General features: G+C 70.4%; 20 protein-coding genes. 3 read left to right on the forward strand and 17 right to left on the reverse strand.

Features of this window, described 5'->3' with window-relative positions:
• Positions 1–84 precede the first annotated feature (84 nt).
• From nucS to HNR25_RS06405, 3 genes are all read left to right on the forward strand, one after another.
• Positions 85–762: an endonuclease NucS gene (nucS, locus tag HNR25_RS06395; protein ID WP_184633790.1), complete on the forward strand. Its 678-nt coding sequence runs from the start codon at positions 85–87 to the stop codon at positions 760–762.
• 321 nt (positions 763–1,083) lie between these two features.
• The gene (locus HNR25_RS06400; protein ID WP_376767473.1) at positions 1,084–2,607 is read left to right on the forward strand and encodes a M20/M25/M40 family metallo-hydrolase; all 1,524 of its coding nucleotides are present in this window, start codon (positions 1,084–1,086) and stop codon (positions 2,605–2,607) included.
• Between the two features lie 195 nt (positions 2,608–2,802).
• Positions 2,803–3,420: a cob(I)yrinic acid a,c-diamide adenosyltransferase gene (locus HNR25_RS06405; protein WP_184633791.1), complete on the forward strand. Its 618-nt coding sequence runs from the start codon at positions 2,803–2,805 to the stop codon at positions 3,418–3,420.
• A 108-nt stretch (positions 3,421–3,528) separates the two neighbouring features.
• On the opposite strand, the gene HNR25_RS06410 is transcribed toward HNR25_RS06405, so the two are convergent.
• The 17 genes from HNR25_RS06410 to rpmE all read right to left on the reverse strand — a co-directional run bounded on the left by HNR25_RS06410 (position 3,529) and on the right by rpmE (position 18,783).
• On the reverse strand, positions 3,529–3,828 hold the full coding sequence (locus HNR25_RS06410; protein WP_184633792.1) for an MTH1187 family thiamine-binding protein: 300 nt from the start codon (positions 3,826–3,828) through the stop codon (positions 3,529–3,531).
• A 67-nt stretch (positions 3,829–3,895) separates the two neighbouring features.
• Positions 3,896–4,381: a DUF2550 domain-containing protein gene (locus HNR25_RS06415; protein WP_184633793.1), complete on the reverse strand. Its 486-nt coding sequence runs from the start codon at positions 4,379–4,381 to the stop codon at positions 3,896–3,898.
• A gap of 37 nt (positions 4,382–4,418) precedes the next feature.
• The gene (locus tag HNR25_RS25710) at positions 4,419–4,826 is read right to left on the reverse strand and encodes a F0F1 ATP synthase subunit epsilon (protein ID WP_184633794.1); all 408 of its coding nucleotides are present in this window, start codon (positions 4,824–4,826) and stop codon (positions 4,419–4,421) included.
• Positions 4,827–4,903: 77 nt separating this feature from the next.
• Positions 4,904–6,346 (reverse strand): F0F1 ATP synthase subunit beta, encoded by a 1,443-nt coding sequence (gene atpD / locus HNR25_RS06425; RefSeq protein WP_184633795.1) that lies wholly within the window; start codon positions 6,344–6,346, stop codon positions 4,904–4,906.
• 3 nt (positions 6,347–6,349) lie between these two features.
• Positions 6,350–7,267: a F0F1 ATP synthase subunit gamma gene (locus HNR25_RS06430; RefSeq protein ID WP_184633796.1), complete on the reverse strand. Its 918-nt coding sequence runs from the start codon at positions 7,265–7,267 to the stop codon at positions 6,350–6,352.
• 4 nt (positions 7,268–7,271) lie between these two features.
• Positions 7,272–8,915 carry a F0F1 ATP synthase subunit alpha gene (gene atpA, locus HNR25_RS06435; protein ID WP_184633797.1) on the reverse strand — a complete coding sequence of 548 codons (1,644 nt, stop codon included), beginning with the start codon at positions 8,913–8,915 and terminating at the stop codon, positions 7,272–7,274.
• A 77-nt stretch (positions 8,916–8,992) separates the two neighbouring features.
• On the reverse strand, positions 8,993–9,802 hold the full coding sequence (locus tag HNR25_RS06440) for a F0F1 ATP synthase subunit delta (protein ID WP_184633798.1): 810 nt from the start codon (positions 9,800–9,802) through the stop codon (positions 8,993–8,995).
• Positions 9,802–10,341, reverse strand: coding sequence for a F0F1 ATP synthase subunit B (atpF, locus tag HNR25_RS06445; protein ID WP_184633799.1), 540 nt, complete (start codon positions 10,339–10,341; stop codon positions 9,802–9,804). Before atpF ends, HNR25_RS06440 begins: the two co-directional genes overlap by 1 nt.
• A 32-nt stretch (positions 10,342–10,373) precedes the next feature.
• Complete coding sequence (atpE, locus tag HNR25_RS06450) at positions 10,374–10,586, reverse strand: ATP synthase F0 subunit C (RefSeq protein ID WP_184633800.1); 213 nt, start codon at positions 10,584–10,586, stop codon at positions 10,374–10,376.
• Positions 10,587–10,710: 124 nt separating this feature from the next.
• Positions 10,711–11,559, reverse strand: a complete 849-nt coding sequence (gene atpB, locus HNR25_RS06455) for a F0F1 ATP synthase subunit A (protein WP_184638909.1) — start codon at positions 11,557–11,559, stop codon at positions 10,711–10,713.
• A gap of 469 nt (positions 11,560–12,028) precedes the next feature.
• Positions 12,029–12,490: a Cg1360 family ATP-synthase-associated protein gene (locus HNR25_RS06460; RefSeq protein WP_184633801.1), complete on the reverse strand. Its 462-nt coding sequence runs from the start codon at positions 12,488–12,490 to the stop codon at positions 12,029–12,031.
• Between the two features lie 247 nt (positions 12,491–12,737).
• Positions 12,738–13,892 (reverse strand): MraY family glycosyltransferase, encoded by a 1,155-nt coding sequence (locus tag HNR25_RS06465; RefSeq protein ID WP_184633802.1) that lies wholly within the window; start codon positions 13,890–13,892, stop codon positions 12,738–12,740.
• A 650-nt stretch (positions 13,893–14,542) separates the two neighbouring features.
• Entirely contained in the window at positions 14,543–15,391 is an 849-nt protein-coding gene (locus HNR25_RS06470; protein ID WP_184633803.1) for an L-threonylcarbamoyladenylate synthase, read from the reverse strand.
• A gap of 88 nt (positions 15,392–15,479) precedes the next feature.
• On the reverse strand, positions 15,480–16,337 hold the full coding sequence (gene prmC, locus HNR25_RS06475) for a peptide chain release factor N(5)-glutamine methyltransferase (protein WP_184633804.1): 858 nt from the start codon (positions 16,335–16,337) through the stop codon (positions 15,480–15,482).
• Between the two features lie 29 nt (positions 16,338–16,366).
• The gene (locus tag HNR25_RS06480; protein WP_246463531.1) at positions 16,367–17,005 is read right to left on the reverse strand and encodes an RRXRR domain-containing protein; all 639 of its coding nucleotides are present in this window, start codon (positions 17,003–17,005) and stop codon (positions 16,367–16,369) included.
• A 316-nt stretch (positions 17,006–17,321) separates the two neighbouring features.
• The gene (gene prfA / locus HNR25_RS06485; RefSeq protein WP_184633806.1) at positions 17,322–18,389 is read right to left on the reverse strand and encodes a peptide chain release factor 1; all 1,068 of its coding nucleotides are present in this window, start codon (positions 18,387–18,389) and stop codon (positions 17,322–17,324) included.
• A 178-nt stretch (positions 18,390–18,567) separates the two neighbouring features.
• The gene (gene rpmE / locus HNR25_RS06490) at positions 18,568–18,783 is read right to left on the reverse strand and encodes a 50S ribosomal protein L31 (RefSeq protein ID WP_184633807.1); all 216 of its coding nucleotides are present in this window, start codon (positions 18,781–18,783) and stop codon (positions 18,568–18,570) included.
• Positions 18,784–18,786 lie beyond the last annotated feature (3 nt).

Below are 18,786 nucleotides of genomic sequence, written 5' to 3' on the forward strand. Positions count from 1 at the left end.
CCGGACGGCGCGCGCTCCACCGGCGCAGGGCGCCCGCGCCGTCCGGCCCGCACCGCCCCGCGCGCGTGGTTAGGATCGTGCAGCGTGAGACTCGTGATCGCCCGCTGCAGCGTCGACTACGTCGGACGCCTGACCGCCCACCTGCCCATGGCCCCGCGGCTGCTGCTGTTCAAGGCCGACGGCTCGGTCTCGGTGCACGCCGACGACCGCGCGTTCAAACCGCTGAACTGGATGAACCCGCCGTGCTCGGTCAGGGAGTCCACCGACGACGCGGGCACCGGGATCTGGACCGTCACCCACGACAAGTCCGGCGAGAAGCTGGTGCTGCGCATCGAGGAGATCCAGCACGACAGCAGCCACACGCTGGGCGCCGATCCCGGGCTGCAGAAGGACGGCGTCGAGGCCCACCTGCAGGAGTTGCTGGCCGAGCACATCACCACGCTGGGCGACGGCTACACCCTGATCCGCCGCGAGTACCCCACCGCGATCGGCCCCGTCGACATCCTCTGCCGCGACGGCGCGGGCGCCACCGTGGCCGTCGAGCTCAAACGGCGCGGCGACATCGACGGCGTCGAGCAGCTCACCCGGTACCTGGAACTGCTCAACCGCGACCCCTCCCTCAGCCCGGTCACGGGCGTCTTCGCCGCCCAGGAGATCAAGCCGCAGGCCCGCGTACTGGCTTCGGACCGCGGCATCGGGTGCGTGACCCTCGACTACGACGCACTGCGCGGCATCGAGCCCGACACCCCGCGCCTGTTCTGAGCCGCCTCCGGGATCCGGGAGTCCGCTGAACCGGCCCCCTCAGGGGCACGGCGACGGGTCCGGATGCGCGCAGCGCGTGCGCCCGCTTGCCGCCGAACACACCCCGCGCCGTCCAGCGGGGCCCCGCCCCCGGTGCTCGGCGAACCGTCTATGACACCACACAACTCCGGCACGGCGGAAGATCTCTGGCTGGATGCGGCAATCCCGGGCGTATCACCTTGCTCTCGGGTGTACGGCAGTGACAGAGTTCCCGATACTTCGCACGAATCGCGCCCGTCTCATCACCCCGAGTAGACGGGGGCACGCAGCAGGAGGACGCCAGTGCCCACACGCCAACGATCCCCCGAAACCCGGCGGCACCTTCCGCCGAGCGCCAAGCGCCTCGCCTCCGCGGGCGCCTCGGTCGCCCTGGTGCTGGGCCTGGGGCTCGCCCCCGGGACCGCGAACGCCGACGCAGCCGTACTGCCGACTCTGGTCACCACCGACGGCATCCGCGAGCACGTCGAGAACCTCAGCACCATCGCCGAGTACAACGGCGGCAACCGCGCCACCAACACCCCCGGGTACGACGTCGCCGCCGACTACGTCGCCGACCAGCTCAAGCGCGCGGGATACCGCCCCAAGCGCGAGAAATACGACTACGAGATGTGGGACGAGCACTCCGAGCCCGTCCTCACGCAGCTCTCCCCCGAGCACCGCGAATTCACGCCCGAAGACGACTTCGCCACCATGTCCTACTCGACCGCGGGCGACGTCACCGGGGCGGGGGTCGCCGTCGACTACGACAGCCAGGACAGCGGCTGCACCGCCGACGACTTCGCCGGCTTCCCCGACGGCGCCGTCGCCGTCGTCAAGCGGGGCAGCTGCACGTTCACGTCCAAGACCGCCAACGCCGCCGACGCCGGCGCCGCCGGGATCGTCATCGCCAACAACCAGGAGGGCGCGCTGCTCGGCACGGTCGGCGAGGAGTCGGCCATCCCGACGGTGGGTTCCACCGCCGAGACCGGCGACGCGCTCGCGGCGGCCGGCGACGGGCTGGAGCTGCGCGTGCGGGTCGACGCCTCGGTCACCGAGGAGACGTCCTACAACGTCGTCGCCGAGACCAAGGGCGGCGCGCGCGACAACGTCGTCATGGTGGGCGCCCACCTCGACAGCGTGCCCGAGGGCCCCGGAATGAACGACAACGCCAGCGGGACCGCGACCGTCCTGGAGACGGCTCAGCAGCTGGCCAAGCTGGGCGGACCGAACAACCGGGTGCGTTTCGCCTTCTGGGGCACCGAGGAGCAGGGGCTGATCGGCTCCACGAAATACGTCGAAGGGCTGAAGGAGAAGGAGCGCGAGCGCATCGCGCTCTACCTCAACTTCGACATGCTCGGTTCGCCCAACTACGGCCGCTTCGTCTACGACGGCCGCGGTGAGCTGGACGGATCGCTGCCGCCGCCCTCGGGGTCGGGCGCCATCCAGAAGACGTTCGAGGACTACTTCGAGCAGGAGGGGCTGGCCGCCGAGCCGACCGAGTTCAGCGGCCGCTCCGACTACAGCGCCTTCATGGAGGCCGGCATCGCCTCCGGCGGCCTGTTCAGCGGCGGCGACGGCACCAAGACCGAGGACCAGGCCGACGACTACGGCGGCACCGCCGGCGAGGACTTCGACCCGAACTACCACACCCCCGCCGACGACATCGACAACGTCAACTGGCGGGCGATCGACGAACTGTCCGGCGGCGTGGCCCACGCCGTGGAGACCTACTCCGAAAGCACCCTCCCGGTGAACGGCGTGGCTCCCCGGACCTTCCGGGACCGGGAGTTCCGGCCCGACCAGGTCGGAGACCTCTGGCTGCGGTAACCGACCGCCGCACGCATCGGGACGCGCCCGCGGGCGGGGAGCCGGATCCCCGCCCGCGGGCGCTCCTGCGGCCGATCGGCGCCCCGGTGAAGCCCCCGGACCCCACCGGGATCGGCCGCCCCGGAAGGGCCCCTCACCAGGGTGCGGGACCCGCGCGCCCCGGGGCCGCCGGGCGCCGCCGCCTAGAGTGGGCCCATGACCAAACCGGACTCGGACACCCCAGTCGTGCTGTCGAAGATCTACACGCGCGTCGGCGACGACGGAACCACCGCCCTGGGCGACATGAGCCGCACCGCCAAGACCGATACGCGCCTGATCGCCTACGCCGACGTCGAAGAGGCCAACGCCGCCATCGGGACCGCGCTCGCGATGGGCGGCGACGCCGTCTCCGACGACGTGCGCGCCGTACTCACCCGGATCCAGAACGAGCTGTTCGACCTGGGCGCCGACCTGTCCTGCCCGGTCGCACCGGCCGACGAGGAGGAGCAGGCCGAGTACCCGCCGCTGCGTGTCGAAAAGGCCTACGTCGACCGCCTTGAGCAGGAATGCGACCGCTACAACGCCGACCTGCCGACGCTGCGGAGCTTCCTGCTGCCGGGCGGATCACCCGCCGTCGCACTGATGCACCAGGCGCGCGTGGTCGCGCGCCGCGCGGAACGCGGCGCCTGGGCGGCGCTGGAGGAGTACGGCGACGGCGTGAACCCGCTGACGGCGCGCTACCTCAACCGGCTCTCCGATCTGCTGTTCATCCTGTGCCGAGTGCTGGGCCAGGACGGCTCGGAGGTGCTGTGGAAGCCGGGAGGCCACCGCTGAGGACGCCGGGCGGGCCCTAGTGCGGTGCGGCGGGGGACCGGTCCCCCGCCGCACCGCACGTCTCGAAAGGCCGGGCACGGTGCCCGGAGGCCCGGAGGCCCGGCGCCGTCAGGCCCCGCCGAGCTCGCGCTCGACCGCCTCGACCTTTCCGGTGAGGCCGTCGTCGACGCCTTCGCGGATGTCGGCTTTGAGAGTGAGGCTGACCCGTGACGCCCCCTCCCCCGCGGCGTCGACGGCGCGCTTGACGACGTCCATCACGTCGTCCCACTCGCCTTCGACGCTGGTGAACATCGCGTCTGTGCTGTTGGGCAGCCCGCTTTCGCGCACCACGCGTACCGCGCGGGCCACCGCCGGGGCGACGGAGTCGTCGCCGGATCCCATCGGACTCACGGAGAATGCAACGATCATGCCGCCACCCTAGGCGGGCGGCCGCGGATTCGTCCCGCGCCGTGCCCGGCACCGGCTCTGAGCGGATTCACGACTGCCAGTGCGTCCCCGGCGGCATCGACTCCAGCCACGAGAGGAACCCGGTCAGCGCGCCGTCGCTCATCGCCAGCTCGTAGACCGGCTCGGTGGGGTCGGAACCGTCGGCGCCGACCCACCCGACCTCGATGACCACCAGGTCCAGCGTCAATTCACGCAGATCTCCGGGCGTGGGCCGGCGCCGTCCCAGAACGACGAGGCCGCGGCGCGACAGCTCGGCTGCCGGCCGCGGCCACAGTGAGAAGACTCGGTACCAGCGCAGTTCCTCGCTCCCGTAGCGGGCGAGCCCCATACGCCAGGGAACATGCCGGGTTCCGCCCCCGGACCGCAGGTAGCACTCGACGGCGCCCCCGCTGCGCTCCAGGAAGTAGCGGCGGCCCGTGACGGCGAGCAGCGCTGCAACGGTCACGATGAGGAGCGCGATGAACAGCCATTCCGCCGCTCTGAACCACGGCTGGCCGAATATCAGCTCCTCCACCGGCGCACTCTCCCCGCTCAGCGCCTTCCGGCGCCGTTCATGCGCTCGCTCCGGCGGCCTGCAGGCGGCTGCGCGCCCGCGCCGCCCGGGCTTGGGCGTCCTCGTCCTCCACCAGGCTGCCTTCGGGCTCGGCGCCGCGCAGCGCGGCCTTCGCGCGCTCGACGTCCACGTCCTCGGCCAGTTCGGCGGTTTCGGCCATGATGGACACCCGGTCGCCCAGGGTCACCACCATGAACCCGCCGTGGACCGCCGCCCGCACCTCACCGGTCTCGCGGGCGCCCTGCACCCGGACCACGGACCCCGGCGCCAGCAGCGCCAGGATCGGCTGGTGCCCCGGCTGCACACCGACCTCACCGTCGACGGTCTTAGCGATGACCATATCGCCTTCGCCGGCCCACAGCTCCTGCTCCGGCGAGACGATCTCGACGAAAAGCTTCTTCGACACTGCCACAAACTCCTCTGCTAGTGGGCGGTCGCACGGGGCGCGGCCGGCCGGGTAGCCGGCCGCGCCCCGCTGAACGTCTAGCCCTGCAGCGTCTTGGCCTTCTCGACGGCCATCTCGATGTTGCCGACGTCGAGGAACGCCTGCTCGGGCAGGTGGTCGTACTCGCCGTCGCAGACCGCCTTGAACGAGGCGATGGTCTCCTCCAGCGGGACGAACACGCCCTCGTTGCCGGTGAACTTCTCCGCGACGAACATGTTCTGGGACAGGAACCGCTCCAGGCGGCGCGCCCGCTCGACGATGATCTTGTCCTCTTCGGACAGCTCGTCGATACCCAGAATCGCGATCTGGTCCTGCAGGTCGTTGTTGCGCTGCAGAATCCCGATGACCCGCTGCGCGACGTCGTAGTGCTCCTGGCCCACGTACTGCGGGTCGAGGATGCGCGAGGTCGACGCCAGCGGGTCCACCGCCGGGTAGATGCCCTTCTGCGAAATCGGCCGCGAGAGCTCGGTGGTGGCGTCCAGGTGGGCGAACGTGGTCGCCGGCGCCGGGTCGGTGTAGTCGTCCGCGGGGACGTAGATCGCCTGCATGGAGGTGATCGAATTGCCCCGCGTCGAGGTGATCCGCTCCTGGAGCTGGCCCATCTCGTCGGCCAGGTTGGGCTGGTAGCCCACTGCCGAGGGCATACGGCCCAGCAGGGTGGAGACCTCCTGGCCGGCCTGGGTGAAGCGGAAGATGTTGTCGATGAACAGCAGCACGTCCTGGTTCTGCACATCGCGGAAGTACTCCGCCATGGTCAGACCGGACAGCGCCACGCGCAGACGCGTGCCGGGCGGCTCGTCCATCTGGCCGAACACGAGGGCCGTGTCGGGCAGGACGCCCATCTCGCCCATCTCCAGGAAGAGGTCGGTGCCCTCACGGGTGCGCTCGCCGACGCCGGCGAACACCGACACACCGCCGAAGTTGCGGGCGATACGGGTGATCATCTCCTGGATGAGCACGGTCTTGCCGACACCGGCGCCGCCGAACAGGCCGATCTTGCCGCCCCGCACGTAGGGGGTCAGCAGGTCGAGGACCTTGACACCGGTCACCAGCATCTCGGTCTTGGACTCGAGCTGGTCGAACTGCGGAGCCTGGCGGTGGATCGGCCAGCGCTCCTTGCCTTCGAAGTCGGACTCGGGCACGTCCAGGGGCTGGCCCAGGACGTTGAACACGTGGCCCTTGACGTCGTCGCCCACCGGCACGCTGATGGGGCTGCCGGTGTCGCGGACCTCGGCCCCCCGGACCAGGCCGTCCTGGGGCTTCAGGCTGATCGTGCGCACCAGGTTGTCACCCAGGTGCTGGGCGACCTCCATGGTCACCGTCCTGGACTCGCCGCCCAGGACGACGTCGGTCTCCAGGGCGTGGTTCAGGGGAGGCAGGGCGCCGACCGGGAACTCCACGTCGACGACCGGGCCGGTGACCCGGGCGATCCGCCCGGTGGCCGTGCCAGGCGCGGCCGTCCCTTCAGCAGTCGCAGTCAATTCTTACTCACTTCCCGCGCTGGCACCAGCGAGCGCGTCGGCACCGCCGACGATCTCACTGATCTCGTTGGTGATCTCCGCCTGGCGGGCTTGGTTGGCCTGGCGGGTCAGGGTCTGGACAAGCTCCTCGGCGTTGTCGGTGGCCGCCTTCATCGCGTTGCGGCGCGAGGCCTGCTGCGAGGCGGCCGACTCCAGGAGCGCGAAATAGATCCGGTTCGCCACGTACTGGGGCAGCAGCTGGTTCAGCGCCTCCTCGGCGGAGGGCTCGAAGTCGTACAGCGGCTGGGCGCCCTGCTCGGCCTCCAGCACCTTCGGCTCGACCTCCTCCACCTCCAGCGGCAGGACACGATGGGAGGCCGCGTGCTGGGTGAGCATCGAGACGAACTTGGTGGTGACGATGTGGATCTCGTCCACTCCGCCCTCGGTTTCGGTGTCCCGGGTGAAGCGCTCCATGAGCACGTCGGCGATCTCCTTGGCGTCCTGATACGTCGGACGCTCGGTGATGTCCTCCCAGGTCCGCTCCATGGGACGCTTCCGGAACTCGTTGAAGGTGACGCCTTTGCGGCCCACCACGTACTGCAGGACCTCTTTGCCCTGGTTCTGCAGCAGGGTGTGCAGCCGCTCGGACTCCTTGATCGCGTTGGCGGTGAAGGCGCCGGCGAGCCCTTTGTCGCTGGTGATGACCAGGACGGCGGCCCGTGTCGGGTTCTCCGACTCCTCCAGCAGCGGGTGGTCCGAGACCCGCTGGGCCACGGCGGAGACCGAGCGGGTGATCTCCCGCGCGTAGGGCTCGGCCGCCTGCATCACCCGCTGTGCCTTGGTGATGCGGGTGGTGGCGATGAGCTCCATGGCGCGGGTGATCTTCGCCATCGACTTCGTCGATCGGATCCGCCGGCGGTAGACGCGAAGCTGTGCTCCCATTGGGCTACTTCCCGCTGCTCTTGGCGACCTTGATGGTCTCCTGGCCGACCTCGGACTCGTCGAGCGCCTCGGCCTCTTCCTCCGAGCCCAGCACGGTGCCGGCCGAGGTCTGGAAGGTCTTCTTGAACTCGGCGACGGCGTCCTTGACGGCGGCCTCGGTCTCGGGCTCGAACTTCCCGCTCTCGCGGATGTTGTCGAGGACCTTGGGGTGCTCGCGCGAGAGGTGGTCGAGGAAGTCGCTCTCGAAGCGGCTCACGTCCTCGACCGGGACGTCGTCCAGCTGGCCGTTGGTGCCCGCCCAGATGGAGACGACCTCCTTCTCCATCGGGAGCGGCGCGTACTGGCCCTGCTTGAGTACCTCCATGAGGCGCTCGCCGCGCTCCAGCTGCGCCTTGGACACCGCGTCCAAGTCCGAACCGAAGGCGGCGAAGGCCTCCAGCTCGCGGAACTGGGCCAGGCCCAGTCGCAGCGAACCGGTGGCGTTCTTCATCGCCTTGGTCTGGGCCGAACCGCCCACACGCGAGACCGATACGCCGACGTTGATCGCCGGGCGCTGGCCCTGGTTGAACAGGTCGGACTCCAGGAACACCTGGCCGTCGGTGATGGAGATCACGTTGGTGGGGATGTAGGCCGAGACGTCGTTGGCCTTGGTCTCGATGATCGGCAGGCCGGTCATCGACCCCGCGCCCATCTCGTCGGAGAGCTTGGCGCAGCGCTCCAGCAGGCGCGAGTGGAGGTAGAAGACGTCGCCGGGGTAGGCCTCGCGGCCCGGCGGACGGCGCAGCAGCAGGGATACGGACCGGTAGGCCTCGGCCTGCTTGGTGAGGTCGTCGAAGACGATCAGCACGTGCTTGCCGTCGTACATCCAGTGCTGGCCGATGGCCGAACCGGTGTAGGGGGCGAGGTACTTGAAGCCGGCCGGGTCGGAGGCGGGGGCCGCGACGATGGTGGTGTAGTCCATCGCACCGGCTTCCTCCAGTGCCCCCCGCACACCGGCGATGGTCGAGCCCTTCTGGCCGACGGCGACGTAGATGCAGCGCACCTGCTTGTCCGGGTCGCCCGACTCCCAGTTGCTCTTCTGGTTGATGATCGTGTCGACGCCGATCGCGGTCTTGCCGGTCTGGCGGTCGCCGATGATCAGCTGCCGCTGGCCGCGGCCGACCGGGGTCATCGAGTCGATGGCCTTGAGGCCGGTCTGCATCGGCTCCCCGACCGGCTGGCGCTCCATGACCGAGGGGGCCTGGACCTCCAGGTCGCGGCGCTCGGTCGTCTCGATCTCGCCCTGGCCGTCGATCGGGTTGCCCAGCGGGTCCACGACGCGGCCCAGGTAGTTGTCGCCCACCGGCACCGAGAGCACCCGGCCAGTGCGGCGCACCGACTGGCCTTCCTCGATCTGGGAGAACTCGCCGAGGACGATGGCACCGATCTCGCCGATCTCCAGGTTCTGGGCCAGGCCCAGAGTGCCGTCTTCGAATTGAAGCAGCTCGTTCGCCATCGCCGAGGGAAGGCCGCCGACGCGCGCGATCCCGTCACCGGTGTAGGTGACGGTGCCGATCTCCTCGCGCGCGGCGGCGTCGGGCTCGTACGACTGGACGAAGCGCTGCAGCGCGTTCCGGATCTCATCCGGCCGGATCGTCAGCTCCGCCATCTCACGTATGTCCTTGCTCTCGTATGGCGCCGCGTTCCCCGGCGCCGGTGCATTCTGCTTGGGGGTGGATCATCGCCTCAGCCGGCTAGGCGCCGCCGAACGTCGCTGATCCGCCCGGCGACCGTGCCGTCGATGACTTCGTCGCCGATGCGGACGGACACGCCGCCCACGATCGAGGGGTCGACGTCGATGTTCAGGTGGATCGGCCGCCCGTAGACCCGGGAAAGGCTGGCGCGCAGCCGCTCCTGCCGGTCCTCGCTCAGTGCGACCGCGGTGCGGACCAGCGCCACGTAGCGCTGCGCACGCTCGGCCACGAGCCGCCCGAAGTACTCCAAGCCGTCTTCCAGGGTACGACCCCGCGGATGCGTCACCGCCTGGGTGACCAACGCGGTCGTCGCCGGATCGGCCTTGTCCGCCAGCAGCTCCTCCACGACCGCGGTCTTGCGGACGTCGGGGACCGTCTCGTCGGTGAGCGCCGCACGCAGCTCGGTCTGGCCGGCGAGCACCCGGGTGAACCGGAAGAGCTCGTCCTCCAGGCCGGTGAGCCGCTGCTCGGTCTCGGCGCGGGCGATCGTCGCGAAGACGGCCGCCCGCTCGACCGCGTCGACCAGGTCGCGCGGACGCGACCACCGGGCCCCGACGACGTCGCCGACCACCATGACGGTCGACGGCGACGCTCGGGACTCCAGCAGCTCGCCGATCAGGCCGGACTTGGCTTCGGCCGTGTTGGCCGGGTCGGCCAGCCACCGCCGGAGCCCGTGCTCGCGTCCGAGCAGGGCCACGACCTCGAAGAGCTCGCGGCCCAGCGCCGCGGTGTCGGCGGACTCCAGCACGGTGCCGAGTCGCTGAGTCACCTCGTCCAGGGAGGCGCGGCTGATGCCCCGCATCAGCGCGCCTCGGCCTGCGAGGCGTTCTCGCTCTGCTCCAGCTCGTCCAGGAACCGGTCGATGACGCGGTTCTGGGCGGCGCTGTCGCCGAGCTGCTCGCCGACGATGCGCTCGGCCAGATCGGTCGACAGTGTGCCGATCTCGTTGCGCAGCTGAGCGAACGCGTGCTGGCGGTCGGCCTCGATCTGGGCGTGGGCGGCGTCGAGGACCCGCTGCGCCTCGGTCTGGGCCTCTTCGCGCGCCTCGGCGATGATCGAGGCGCGCTGCTCCTTGGCCTGTTCCAGCTCCCGGGCGTATTCGCGGTGCGCCTCGTCCAGCTTCTCGCGGTACTGCTGGCGGACTTCCTCCGCCTCCGCTTCAGCCTTGCGGGCGCGCTCGATGCCACCCTCGATCTGGTTCGCCCGCTCGTCGAGTGCGGACGTCAGTCGCGGCCACATCCGGTACACGACCAGGGCGAACAGGATGAAGGCGATCGCACCGAAAGTGAATTCGTCCCAGTGGATCTGCAGGATGCTCTCCTGCTCGGCTGCCAGATTCATGGCTGGCATCTCCTCCGCGTTGCTGGCCGTTTCTAACCCTGGATGAGCGCGAGGACGAAGCCGAGAATGGCCAGCGCCTCGACGACGGCGAAGCCGAAGATCATCTGGGTCTGCAGTACGCCGCGGGCCTCGGGCTGGCGGGCGATGGCCTGCACGCCCATGCCGAAGATGAGGCCGACGCCGATGCCGGGGCCGATGGCGGCGAGGCCGTAACCGATGGTCGCGAGGCTACCGGTGATTTCCATTGAATTCCCTTACTCGAAACACGCCGACGGATTCAGGTGCCGCCGGTCTGGCGTTGCCCTTTTGCGGACGTTGCCCTTTTGCGGACTGGGGTGACAGCTTGCGCGCACGTTGCCGGGGCTTCCCCTAGTGCGCGCCTTCGACCGCCTGACCGATGTAGACGGAGGAGAGCAGAACGAACACATAAGCCTGGACGGCCATGATGAACAGCTCGAAGACGGTGAAGACGAGGAACCCGATCAGGGCCAGCGCGGAGTAGCCCACCGAGACCGCGCCCAGAGCGCCGCCCATCTCGGTCAGCGGGTTGAACATGTAGAACCCGGCCGCGGCGAAGACCGCCAGCAGCAGGTGGCCGGCGAACATGACCGCGAAGAGCCGCAGTGCGTGGGTGAACGGGCGGATGACGAAGTTGGACAGCGCCTCGATGGGCGTGACCAGGATCAGCAGCGGTTTGGGGACGCCGCCGGGGACCAGGTGGGCCTTGAAGTGCCCGACCGTCCCGTTGCGGCGGATACCGGCGCCGTTCCACATCAGGTAGACGAACAGCGCGAGCATGACCGGGATCGCCAGGCTGGTGGTCACCGGCAGCTGCAGCCCGGGGATGGGGATGAGGCCCATGATGTTCATCGAGAAGATGAAGATGAACAGGGTCACCATGAGGGGCAGGTACTTGTCGCCCTCCTTGCCCATGGTGTTCCGGGTGATCTGGTTCCGGATGAACTCCACCAGCATCTCCGCCAGGCTCTGCCCGCGACCGGGCACGACCTTGGCGTTGCGCGTGGTGAAGTACCAGAATCCCGCCGAGATCAGCAGGGCCAGGATCAGGACTACGAAGTACTTGGTGATGCCCGCGGTGCCGGGGATGCCGAGATCCAGGTAGGGCTCGGGGAAGAACAGGCTGACCCCCGGAGGGTCGAAACCGCATCCGTGGGTGTTGAAGATGTGGCAGCCTTCTTCGGACGCGGCACTGTGCAGCCCGGCGGACACGTCGTTTTGTTGGTTCACCGCTCCTCGCTCGCTACACGGCCAGGGGTTCCCTCAGCGATGAAGTGGGCGTAGCTCAGGCGAACCCATTCGTCGTGACGCAACTCAATCCTCGATGTATTGGGCGGTACCGTGCCGCTCGCGTGGAGAGGCCGGCGACCGGACTGGACACTCAGGACCGGAAAAAACGGGCGTCGATCAGACCGATCGCGCCGCACCGGCCGGGAAGCGCACGGACCGGCGGTCACACTGCGGTCGGCCCCGGCACCCGGTTCGCCGACCGCCCCGCGCCGCCCCGCAGGAGTGCGTCTCCCAGCAGGCAGGTGAAGAACATCGCGCCGTCGGTGCTCGGCGTTCCGGGGGAATCGCCGACGCCCGCACGGTCCTTCGTCTCGCTCCGGAAGATAGCAGCAGGTGAATCTTGTTCGCACATCACCCCATACGGGTGGTTTCACCGGATTCACCGTCCGCCCCCCACACCCGAGCCGGCCGGAGAGTCCTCGGTGCCCGCGTCCCCGGTGCCGTCGGAAACGGGCTCCACGGTGAGCCGACGCACCCGCAGACCGGCGGTCGCCTGGCCGGCGAGCCAGGTGACCACGCAGGCCAGAGCGGTCAGCGCGAACGCGTTGTGGTGGAACGCCGTGGTGCCGCCGAAGAGCACGAGAGCCACCGCCAGGACGCCGATCTTGGTCGTGTAGACCAGGAAGGCGACAGGCAGCAGCAGATGGGGATGGCGCTGCCCAGTACGGGCGATGACGAACGCGGAGACGGCGAAGAACGCGAGGACGACTACCGCCGCCAGAGCGGCGCCGATCAGTCCTGCCACACCCGCCGCGACCGAGGATGCGACTGCCGCCGCTACCGCGACGGCGGCCGTGGGAATCGCGGCGCCGCGGAGGATCCGGGCGTCGTGTTCCTGCATGTAAGAGACTCCGGTGGCTGTGCTGTGGGGTGCTTGCTCGTGAAAGCTATCACAAGGATTCGGACCCCTGAGCACGGGTGGCCCCTCCGGTCACCCCTGCCGCTCGCGCGGAGTCGAGATCACCGACTGTCGTCGCAGGTCGCCGTATATGTCGCCGCAGCTTGGGAGCCGCGGGTCATGTGCCGTTGGGCTGGATTCGACCTCCCGTTCCGATCGGCGTCGCCGGCGTACGCACCATCTCCGCCCGCTACCCCGGCGGACCCGGCGCCGCGGACTCCGCTTTCGCCGCTGCGGCGGAGGAACGCGCGGCAGCGCTGCGGCGGCGCAGCCGCGGCAGGGTGATAAGCCCCACTGCGCAGGCGGCCACCAGCAGCGTGACGGCCAGCACCACGAACGGGGTGTCGAAGACCGACAGCGAAACCGAAGCGAACGCGATGATCGCGGCCCACAGGTACATCAGCAGCACCGCGCGGGCATGGGAGTGGCCCAACTCCAGCAGGCGGTGGTGCAGGTGCTTCTTGTCGGGGGCGAACGGCGACTTGCCCGCCATCGTGCGGCGCACCACCGCCAGGACCAGGTCGGCCAGCGGAAGCGCGATGACCAGCAGCGGCAGGAACACCGGCATGAACAGCGCGACGCCGTGCACGCTCGTGCGGCCGTCGGGGTAGAACTGTCCGGTCACCGTGATGGTGATCGACGTCAGCAGCAGCCCGAGCAGCATCGCGCCGGTATCGCCCATGAAGACGCGGGCGGGGTTGAAGTTGTGCAGCAGGAACCCGATGCACACCCCGGCCAGGATGATCGCGATCATGGCCGGGTAGGACTGGCGCTCGAAGCCCTGGTCGACGGCGGCCACGTAGTAGTAGGCGAAGAACGCGAACGAGGAGATCGCGACGATCCCCGCGGCCAGGCCGTCGAGTCCGTCGGCGAAGTTCACCGCGTTGATCGTCACCACGATCAGCAGGATCGAGACCAGAGCTCCCAGCCACGGCCCCAGCGAGAGCTGGGTACCCGGAACCGGCAGCCAGAGCATCTGCACCCCGGACCACACCATGATCCCCGCCGCCAGGGTCTGCCCGGCCAGCTTGGGGACGGGACCCATCCCCCACCGGTCGTCGATGATGCCGATGACGATGATCAGGGCACCGGCCAGCAGCAGACCCCGCCAGGTGTTGTAGACGAAGACGTCCTGCAGGTGCGGCAGCCGATAGGAGATCAGCATCGCCGCGGCGAACCCGCCGTAGATGGCGATCCCGCCCATCCGCGGGATGGGCTCGCTGTGCACGTCGCGGTCGCGCACCGGGGGCACAGCGCCCAAGGCGATCGCCGCTCGCCGCACGAAGGGCGTCAGCAGATGGGTGACCGCCAAGGCGATGACGAAGGTGAGCGCGTACTCACGCACGGCGTGTCAGGTGCCTTCCTCGGATTGCGCGCCGACGGTGGGGAGCCGGCGGGGGCGGTCGGCGTTTCGGCGCTGGGCTGTCGGCTTCTGCTGCTGTGGCGGCCGCCGGACGACCGCGGTGCAGACGAAACTAGCACTACTCGCCGCCGGAACGCGGCACCACGACACGGCCACGGAGCGTGACGCCCCTGGGGTGCAGCGCGGGATGCGGCGGACCCGTTCCCCCTGCCGGCCGGCCGCGGCGGGGCCCCGGGCCGCACCGCCGCACCCGGCGCGGGCACCGCCGGCGTTCCGGGCGGCCGAGCGCGGAAGCCACCGCCGGCCCCCGCACCGGGTGCGGGACACAACCCCCTGTACAGCAGGGCGTCCGCAGGGGTGCGGGGGCGGCAGGGCCGATCCCGCGTGGCGACCGGGCGACCGGGGCGATCTGCCGCGCGCGGCGGCGCGCCGCGTCGCGCCGGGGTCCGCACAGCTGATCCGGCGGCGCGCGGGCACCGGGCCGGACGCGGGCGCGCGGACCCGTCCGGTGGACGCGTTGCGTAACGCGCCCCGCTGTCGGTGCCCGGCCAGTCTTTGCGCTTTCTTAGCGCCCGCGGCGACGCGGTCCCGGCGGCACGCGGCGGATGCCGGTCCGCGCCGTCCGGAACCGGTCAGGACCGGTCGTCGCGCTCGGAATCGGCGGCCGGGACCGCTTCCCCGGATACGGGGGCACCCGACGCCGAACCGGTCGCTGGAGCCTCCTCAGTGCCTTCTGTGTCCTTTTCCGCGAATTCATCCGGAGCCGGGGCCGCCTCCGCGCCACCGGAGGGCTCTGCGCCGCCGGAAGGCTCGGCGCCCTCGTGCGCGTCCCGCTGCGGAACGCCGATCACCGTTCCGCAGACGGCACGCAGGCGCTGGATCGAAACGGCACCCTCGCGCAGGACGCGCGGGACGGCGTAGGTCAGGTCGACGATGGTCGACGGCGTATCGTCGTCGCACGCCCCGCCGTCCAGGTAGACGGCGACGTCGTCCGCCAACTGCTTGCGGGCCTCCTCGACCGTCGTGGCGGCGGCGCGGCCCGAGACGTTGGCACTGCTGACCGCCATGGGGCCGACCTCTTTCAGCAGCTCCAGGGCCACCGGATGCATCGGCATGCGCACCGCCACAGTGCCCTTGGTGTCGCCCAGGTCCCACGACAGGCTCGGCGCCGCGGAGCAGACGACGGTCAGCGGGCCCGGCCAGAACTCCTCGATGAGGTCCTGGCCGTAGTTGCCCATGTCCTCGATCAAGGCCTGCGCGGCCCGCACCGAGCCGACGAGGACGGGCGGCGGCATGTCGCGGCCCCGACCCTTGGCGCCGAGCAGCGCCGACACGGCCGCCGGGCTGAAGGCGTCGGCCCCGATGCCGTAGACGGTGTCGGTGGGCAGTACCACCAGTTCGCCCCGGCGGACGCTGGACGCCGCGTCGGCGATGCCGTCCGCACGCCCTTGCCCGTCAGCGCAGTCGTAACTGCGACTCACCCAGGTCACCCCATCTCTCGTCGGCGCCCGGCCGGGCGCGTCGGCCTGCCTGTACGGTGATCGGGCGGTCGGCCGCCCGCCACCGCCCTCATTCCTCGGCTCTGCGCATGACCACGAACCGGTCGCGGTGCGCGAGGTCCTTGCGGTTGCGGACGTCGCGCCAGCCGCTCCCCTCGGGGAACAGCCGCGGGATGTCGATGCCTTGCCCGTCGCCGTGCTCGATCGCCATGGCGCCGCCCGGGCGCAGCAGCCTGCGTCCCACCGCCTCCAGCTCGCGGATCGCGTCCAGGCCGTCGTCGCCGGCCCACAGCGCGCGGTCCGGGTCGTGGTTGGAGACCTCGGGCGGGATCCCCGCGGCCTCGGCCGTGGGCACGTACGGCGGGTTGGAGATCACCAGGTCCATCCGGCCGTCGAACTCGGCCAGCGCCGAACGCATGTCGGCACGGTGGGCGGTGACCCGGTCGGAACGGCCGCCGGCGTCGATGTTGCGCCGCGCCCAGCCCAGCGCGTCGGCGTCGACCTCGACCGCGTGGACCCGCGAACGCGGGACCTCCTGGGCGAGAGAGATGGCGATGGCGCCCGACCCGGTCCCCAAGTCGGCCACCACGGGGTCGGCGACGTCCATGGCACGCAGCGTGTCGATCGCCCAGCCGACCATGATCTCGGTCTCGGGGCGGGGGACGAAGACACCGGGCCCCACCTGGAGCTCCAGGTACCGGAAGTAGGCCAGGCCGGTGATGTGCTGCAGCGGTTCGCGCGCGGCGCGGCGGGCGACGCACTCCCAGTAGCGGGCGTCGAAATCGGCGTCGGCGACCTCGTGCAGCCCTCCTCGACGGACGCCGTGCACGAACGCCGCGAGCTCCTCGGCGTCGGTGCGTGGCGAGGGGACGCCCGACTCGGCCAGCCGCAGCGTGGCCCGGGCGACCTCGTCGAGCAGGAAGTTCATCGAGGTTCTGCGGCGGAACCCCCGGCCCTTCAGGCCGGGGAGGAAGCCGCTCCCTCCTTTCGGGTGGTATAGCCGTAGCCGTCCGCTCGCTGGAGCGGGCGGACGCGGCGATGGTGGACTCCTTGGGCGGTTCCGCGGGCGGTGGTGACGTTGAAGTATCCCCGAGCGCGTACGGCCACCCGGCCGGTGCAGGTGCCCTCGTTCTCGCCCGCGGGCGCGACCGCGCGGACGAGGTCGCCGGTCTGGTACCCGAAGAACGCCTTCTTCCGAGGCACGGCCGGCCGGGGGAACCCGTGACGGTCGGGGCGGGTGCGGGCGTGGGTGCCGCGGCCGGTGCAGGCGGCCGCCAGCACCCGGGTAACGGTATCGGTGACGGTATCGACCGTGCCCACGGCGAGCGCGTCGAGGGTGTGGGTCTTGGGCAGGTGGTTGCGGGCGCGGTTGTACTTGGTGCGTCCACCCGAGGCGATCCGGGTGGGCAGGCGGGACTCCAGCGCGCGCCACAGCGCCCACCGCACGGATTGGGCCGCGGCGGTATCGCGCAGTGGTGCCTCGGCCCGGGCGAGGATGCGTGCGGCGCCTTTGGCCAGGAGCTTGCGGGCCCGGGCGGGCGGGCACGGCTGCAACGGGCGGTGGTGCTTGTCGAGTACGAATACGTGCGGGTGCACCTCACGGTGCCTCTCCCCGGCCCCGGGGGGGCCGGGGGTGGCGCCCCCGGCGCCAGGTGAAGCGCCGGGGGGCTCCTCTCGCACATGTCCCGCACCCGGTGCGCTGCGGCGCTCGACGCCCGTTTCGTGCCCGCTCCGGGGCGTGTCTGCTGCGTCGGGTGCCAGAGCAGGCCGCTGAGGAGGCACGGCCCGGCGGGTCTGCGGTCCTGTGCGGAACGTAGCCAACGGGGTCACCTCCCTTGATGTTGGCTGGTGCTGGTAAAGGCGGCCCTCAACCACAGGGGCCGAAAGCCCGGGGCTTCAGCCCGGGATCCCTTTACGACTCGGCCTGCTCCAGCCTTTCCTTGGTGTCGGCGTCGATGAGCGCCCGGAGGACGCCGTCCAGGTTCCCGTCGAGGACCTGGTCGAGGTTGTAGGCCTTGTAGCCGACACGGTGATCGGAGATCCGGTTCTCCGGGAAATTGTAGGTGCGGACGCGCTCGGAGCGGTCGACGGTGCGCACCTGGCTCTTGCGCTCGGCCTCGGCCTCGGCGTCGGCGCTGGCCTGGGCCTCGGCGTAGAGGCGGGAGCGCAGGACGCGCATCGCCTGGTCCTTGTTCTGCAGCTGGCTCTTGCCGTTCTGGCACGAGACCACGAGGCCGCTGGGAAGGTGGGTGATGCGCACCGCGGAGTCGGTGGTGTTGACGCTCTGGCCACCGGGGCCCGAGGAGCGGAAGACGTCGATGCGCAGGTCGTTGTCGTGGATCTCGATCTCGACGTCCTCGACTTCGGGCACGACGAGGACGCCGGCGGCCGAGGTGTGGATGCGGCCCTGCGACTCGGTGACCGGCACGCGCTGCACGCGGTGCACCCCGCCCTCGAACTTGAGCTGGGGCCACACGCCCGTGCCGGGATCGGGGGTGCCCTTGTTCTTGAAGGCGATGGTGACGTCCTTGTACCCGCCGAGGTCGGAGAGCGTGGAGTCGATGATCTCGGTCTTCCACCCCTGGCGCTCGGCGTAGCGCAGGTACATGCGCACGAGGTCGCCGGCGAACAGCGCGGACTCTTCGCCGCCCTCGCCGGCCTTGACCTCCACGATGATGTTCTTCTCGTCGGCGGGGTCGCGCGGGATGAGCAGGTGGTGCAGGCGCTCGATCAGCTCCTCGCGCGTCTGTTCCAGCTGCCGGGCCTCGTCGGCGAAGGCGGAGTCCTCGCCCGAAAGCTCGCGTGCCGTGCCGAGGTCGGACTCGACCTGCATGAGTTCGCGGTAGGCGGCGATGACGGGTGTGAGCTGGGAGTAGCGCTTACTCAGGGCGCGCGCCCTCGCTTGGTCCGCGTGCACGGCAGGGTCGGCGAGCTGCTGTTCCAGTTCGTAGTACTCGCCTAGGAGGTCGTCCAGCTTCACGTTCGAATATCCAGCTTCCGTCGATGGCCGTCGGTGGCGTCGTGGCGGGGTGCGCGTCCGCTGCCCGGCGGCCCGGGAGCGGCCCCACCGGGTCGGACAGGGCCCACTACGAACAGCGGCGCCGGTCGCGCGGCCGAGGTTCGCCCCCGGCTGCGCGTTCCGACGCCGCGTGCGGAAGCTACTTGGCGCTGCGCTTGCCGAAGCGCTTCTCGAAGCGGGCGACCCGGCCGCCGGTGTCCATGATCTTCTGCTTGCCCGTGTAGAACGGGTGGCAGGCGGAGCAGATGTCGGCCCGGATCTCACCCGATGCGGCGGTGCTGCGGGTGGTGAAGGTGTTGCCGCAGGTGCAGGTGACCTGGGTCACGACGTAGTCGGGATGGATGTCGGCTTTCACTTG

Origin of the sequence: Streptomonospora salina (assembly GCF_014204715.1) — a bacterium.
In the GTDB taxonomy this organism is placed as follows: Bacteria; Actinomycetota; Actinomycetes; order Streptosporangiales; family Streptosporangiaceae; genus Streptomonospora; species Streptomonospora salina.

Coding starts and splice junctions, on each gene's coding strand:
- HNR25_RS06430 (WP_184633796.1), bottom strand. CDS start 7,267: ATGGGAGCACAGCTTCGCGTCTACCGCCGGCGGATCCGATCGACGAAG.
- HNR25_RS06410 (WP_184633792.1), bottom strand. CDS start 3,828: ATGATCGTTGCATTCTCCGTGAGTCCGATGGGATCCGGCGACGACTCC.
- HNR25_RS06405 (WP_184633791.1), top strand. CDS start 2,803: ATGACCAAACCGGACTCGGACACCCCAGTCGTGCTGTCGAAGATCTAC.
- prmC (WP_184633804.1), bottom strand. CDS start 16,337: ATGAACTTCCTGCTCGACGAGGTCGCCCGGGCCACGCTGCGGCTGGCC.
- HNR25_RS06460 (WP_184633801.1), bottom strand. CDS start 12,490: ATGCAGGAACACGACGCCCGGATCCTCCGCGGCGCCGCGATTCCCACG.
- atpE (WP_184633800.1), bottom strand. CDS start 10,586: ATGGAAATCACCGGTAGCCTCGCGACCATCGGTTACGGCCTCGCCGCC.
- atpA (WP_184633797.1), bottom strand. CDS start 8,915: ATGGCGGAGCTGACGATCCGGCCGGATGAGATCCGGAACGCGCTGCAG.
- HNR25_RS06440 (WP_184633798.1), bottom strand. CDS start 9,802: ATGCGGGGCATCAGCCGCGCCTCCCTGGACGAGGTGACTCAGCGACTC.
- atpF (WP_184633799.1), bottom strand. CDS start 10,341: ATGAATCTGGCAGCCGAGCAGGAGAGCATCCTGCAGATCCACTGGGAC.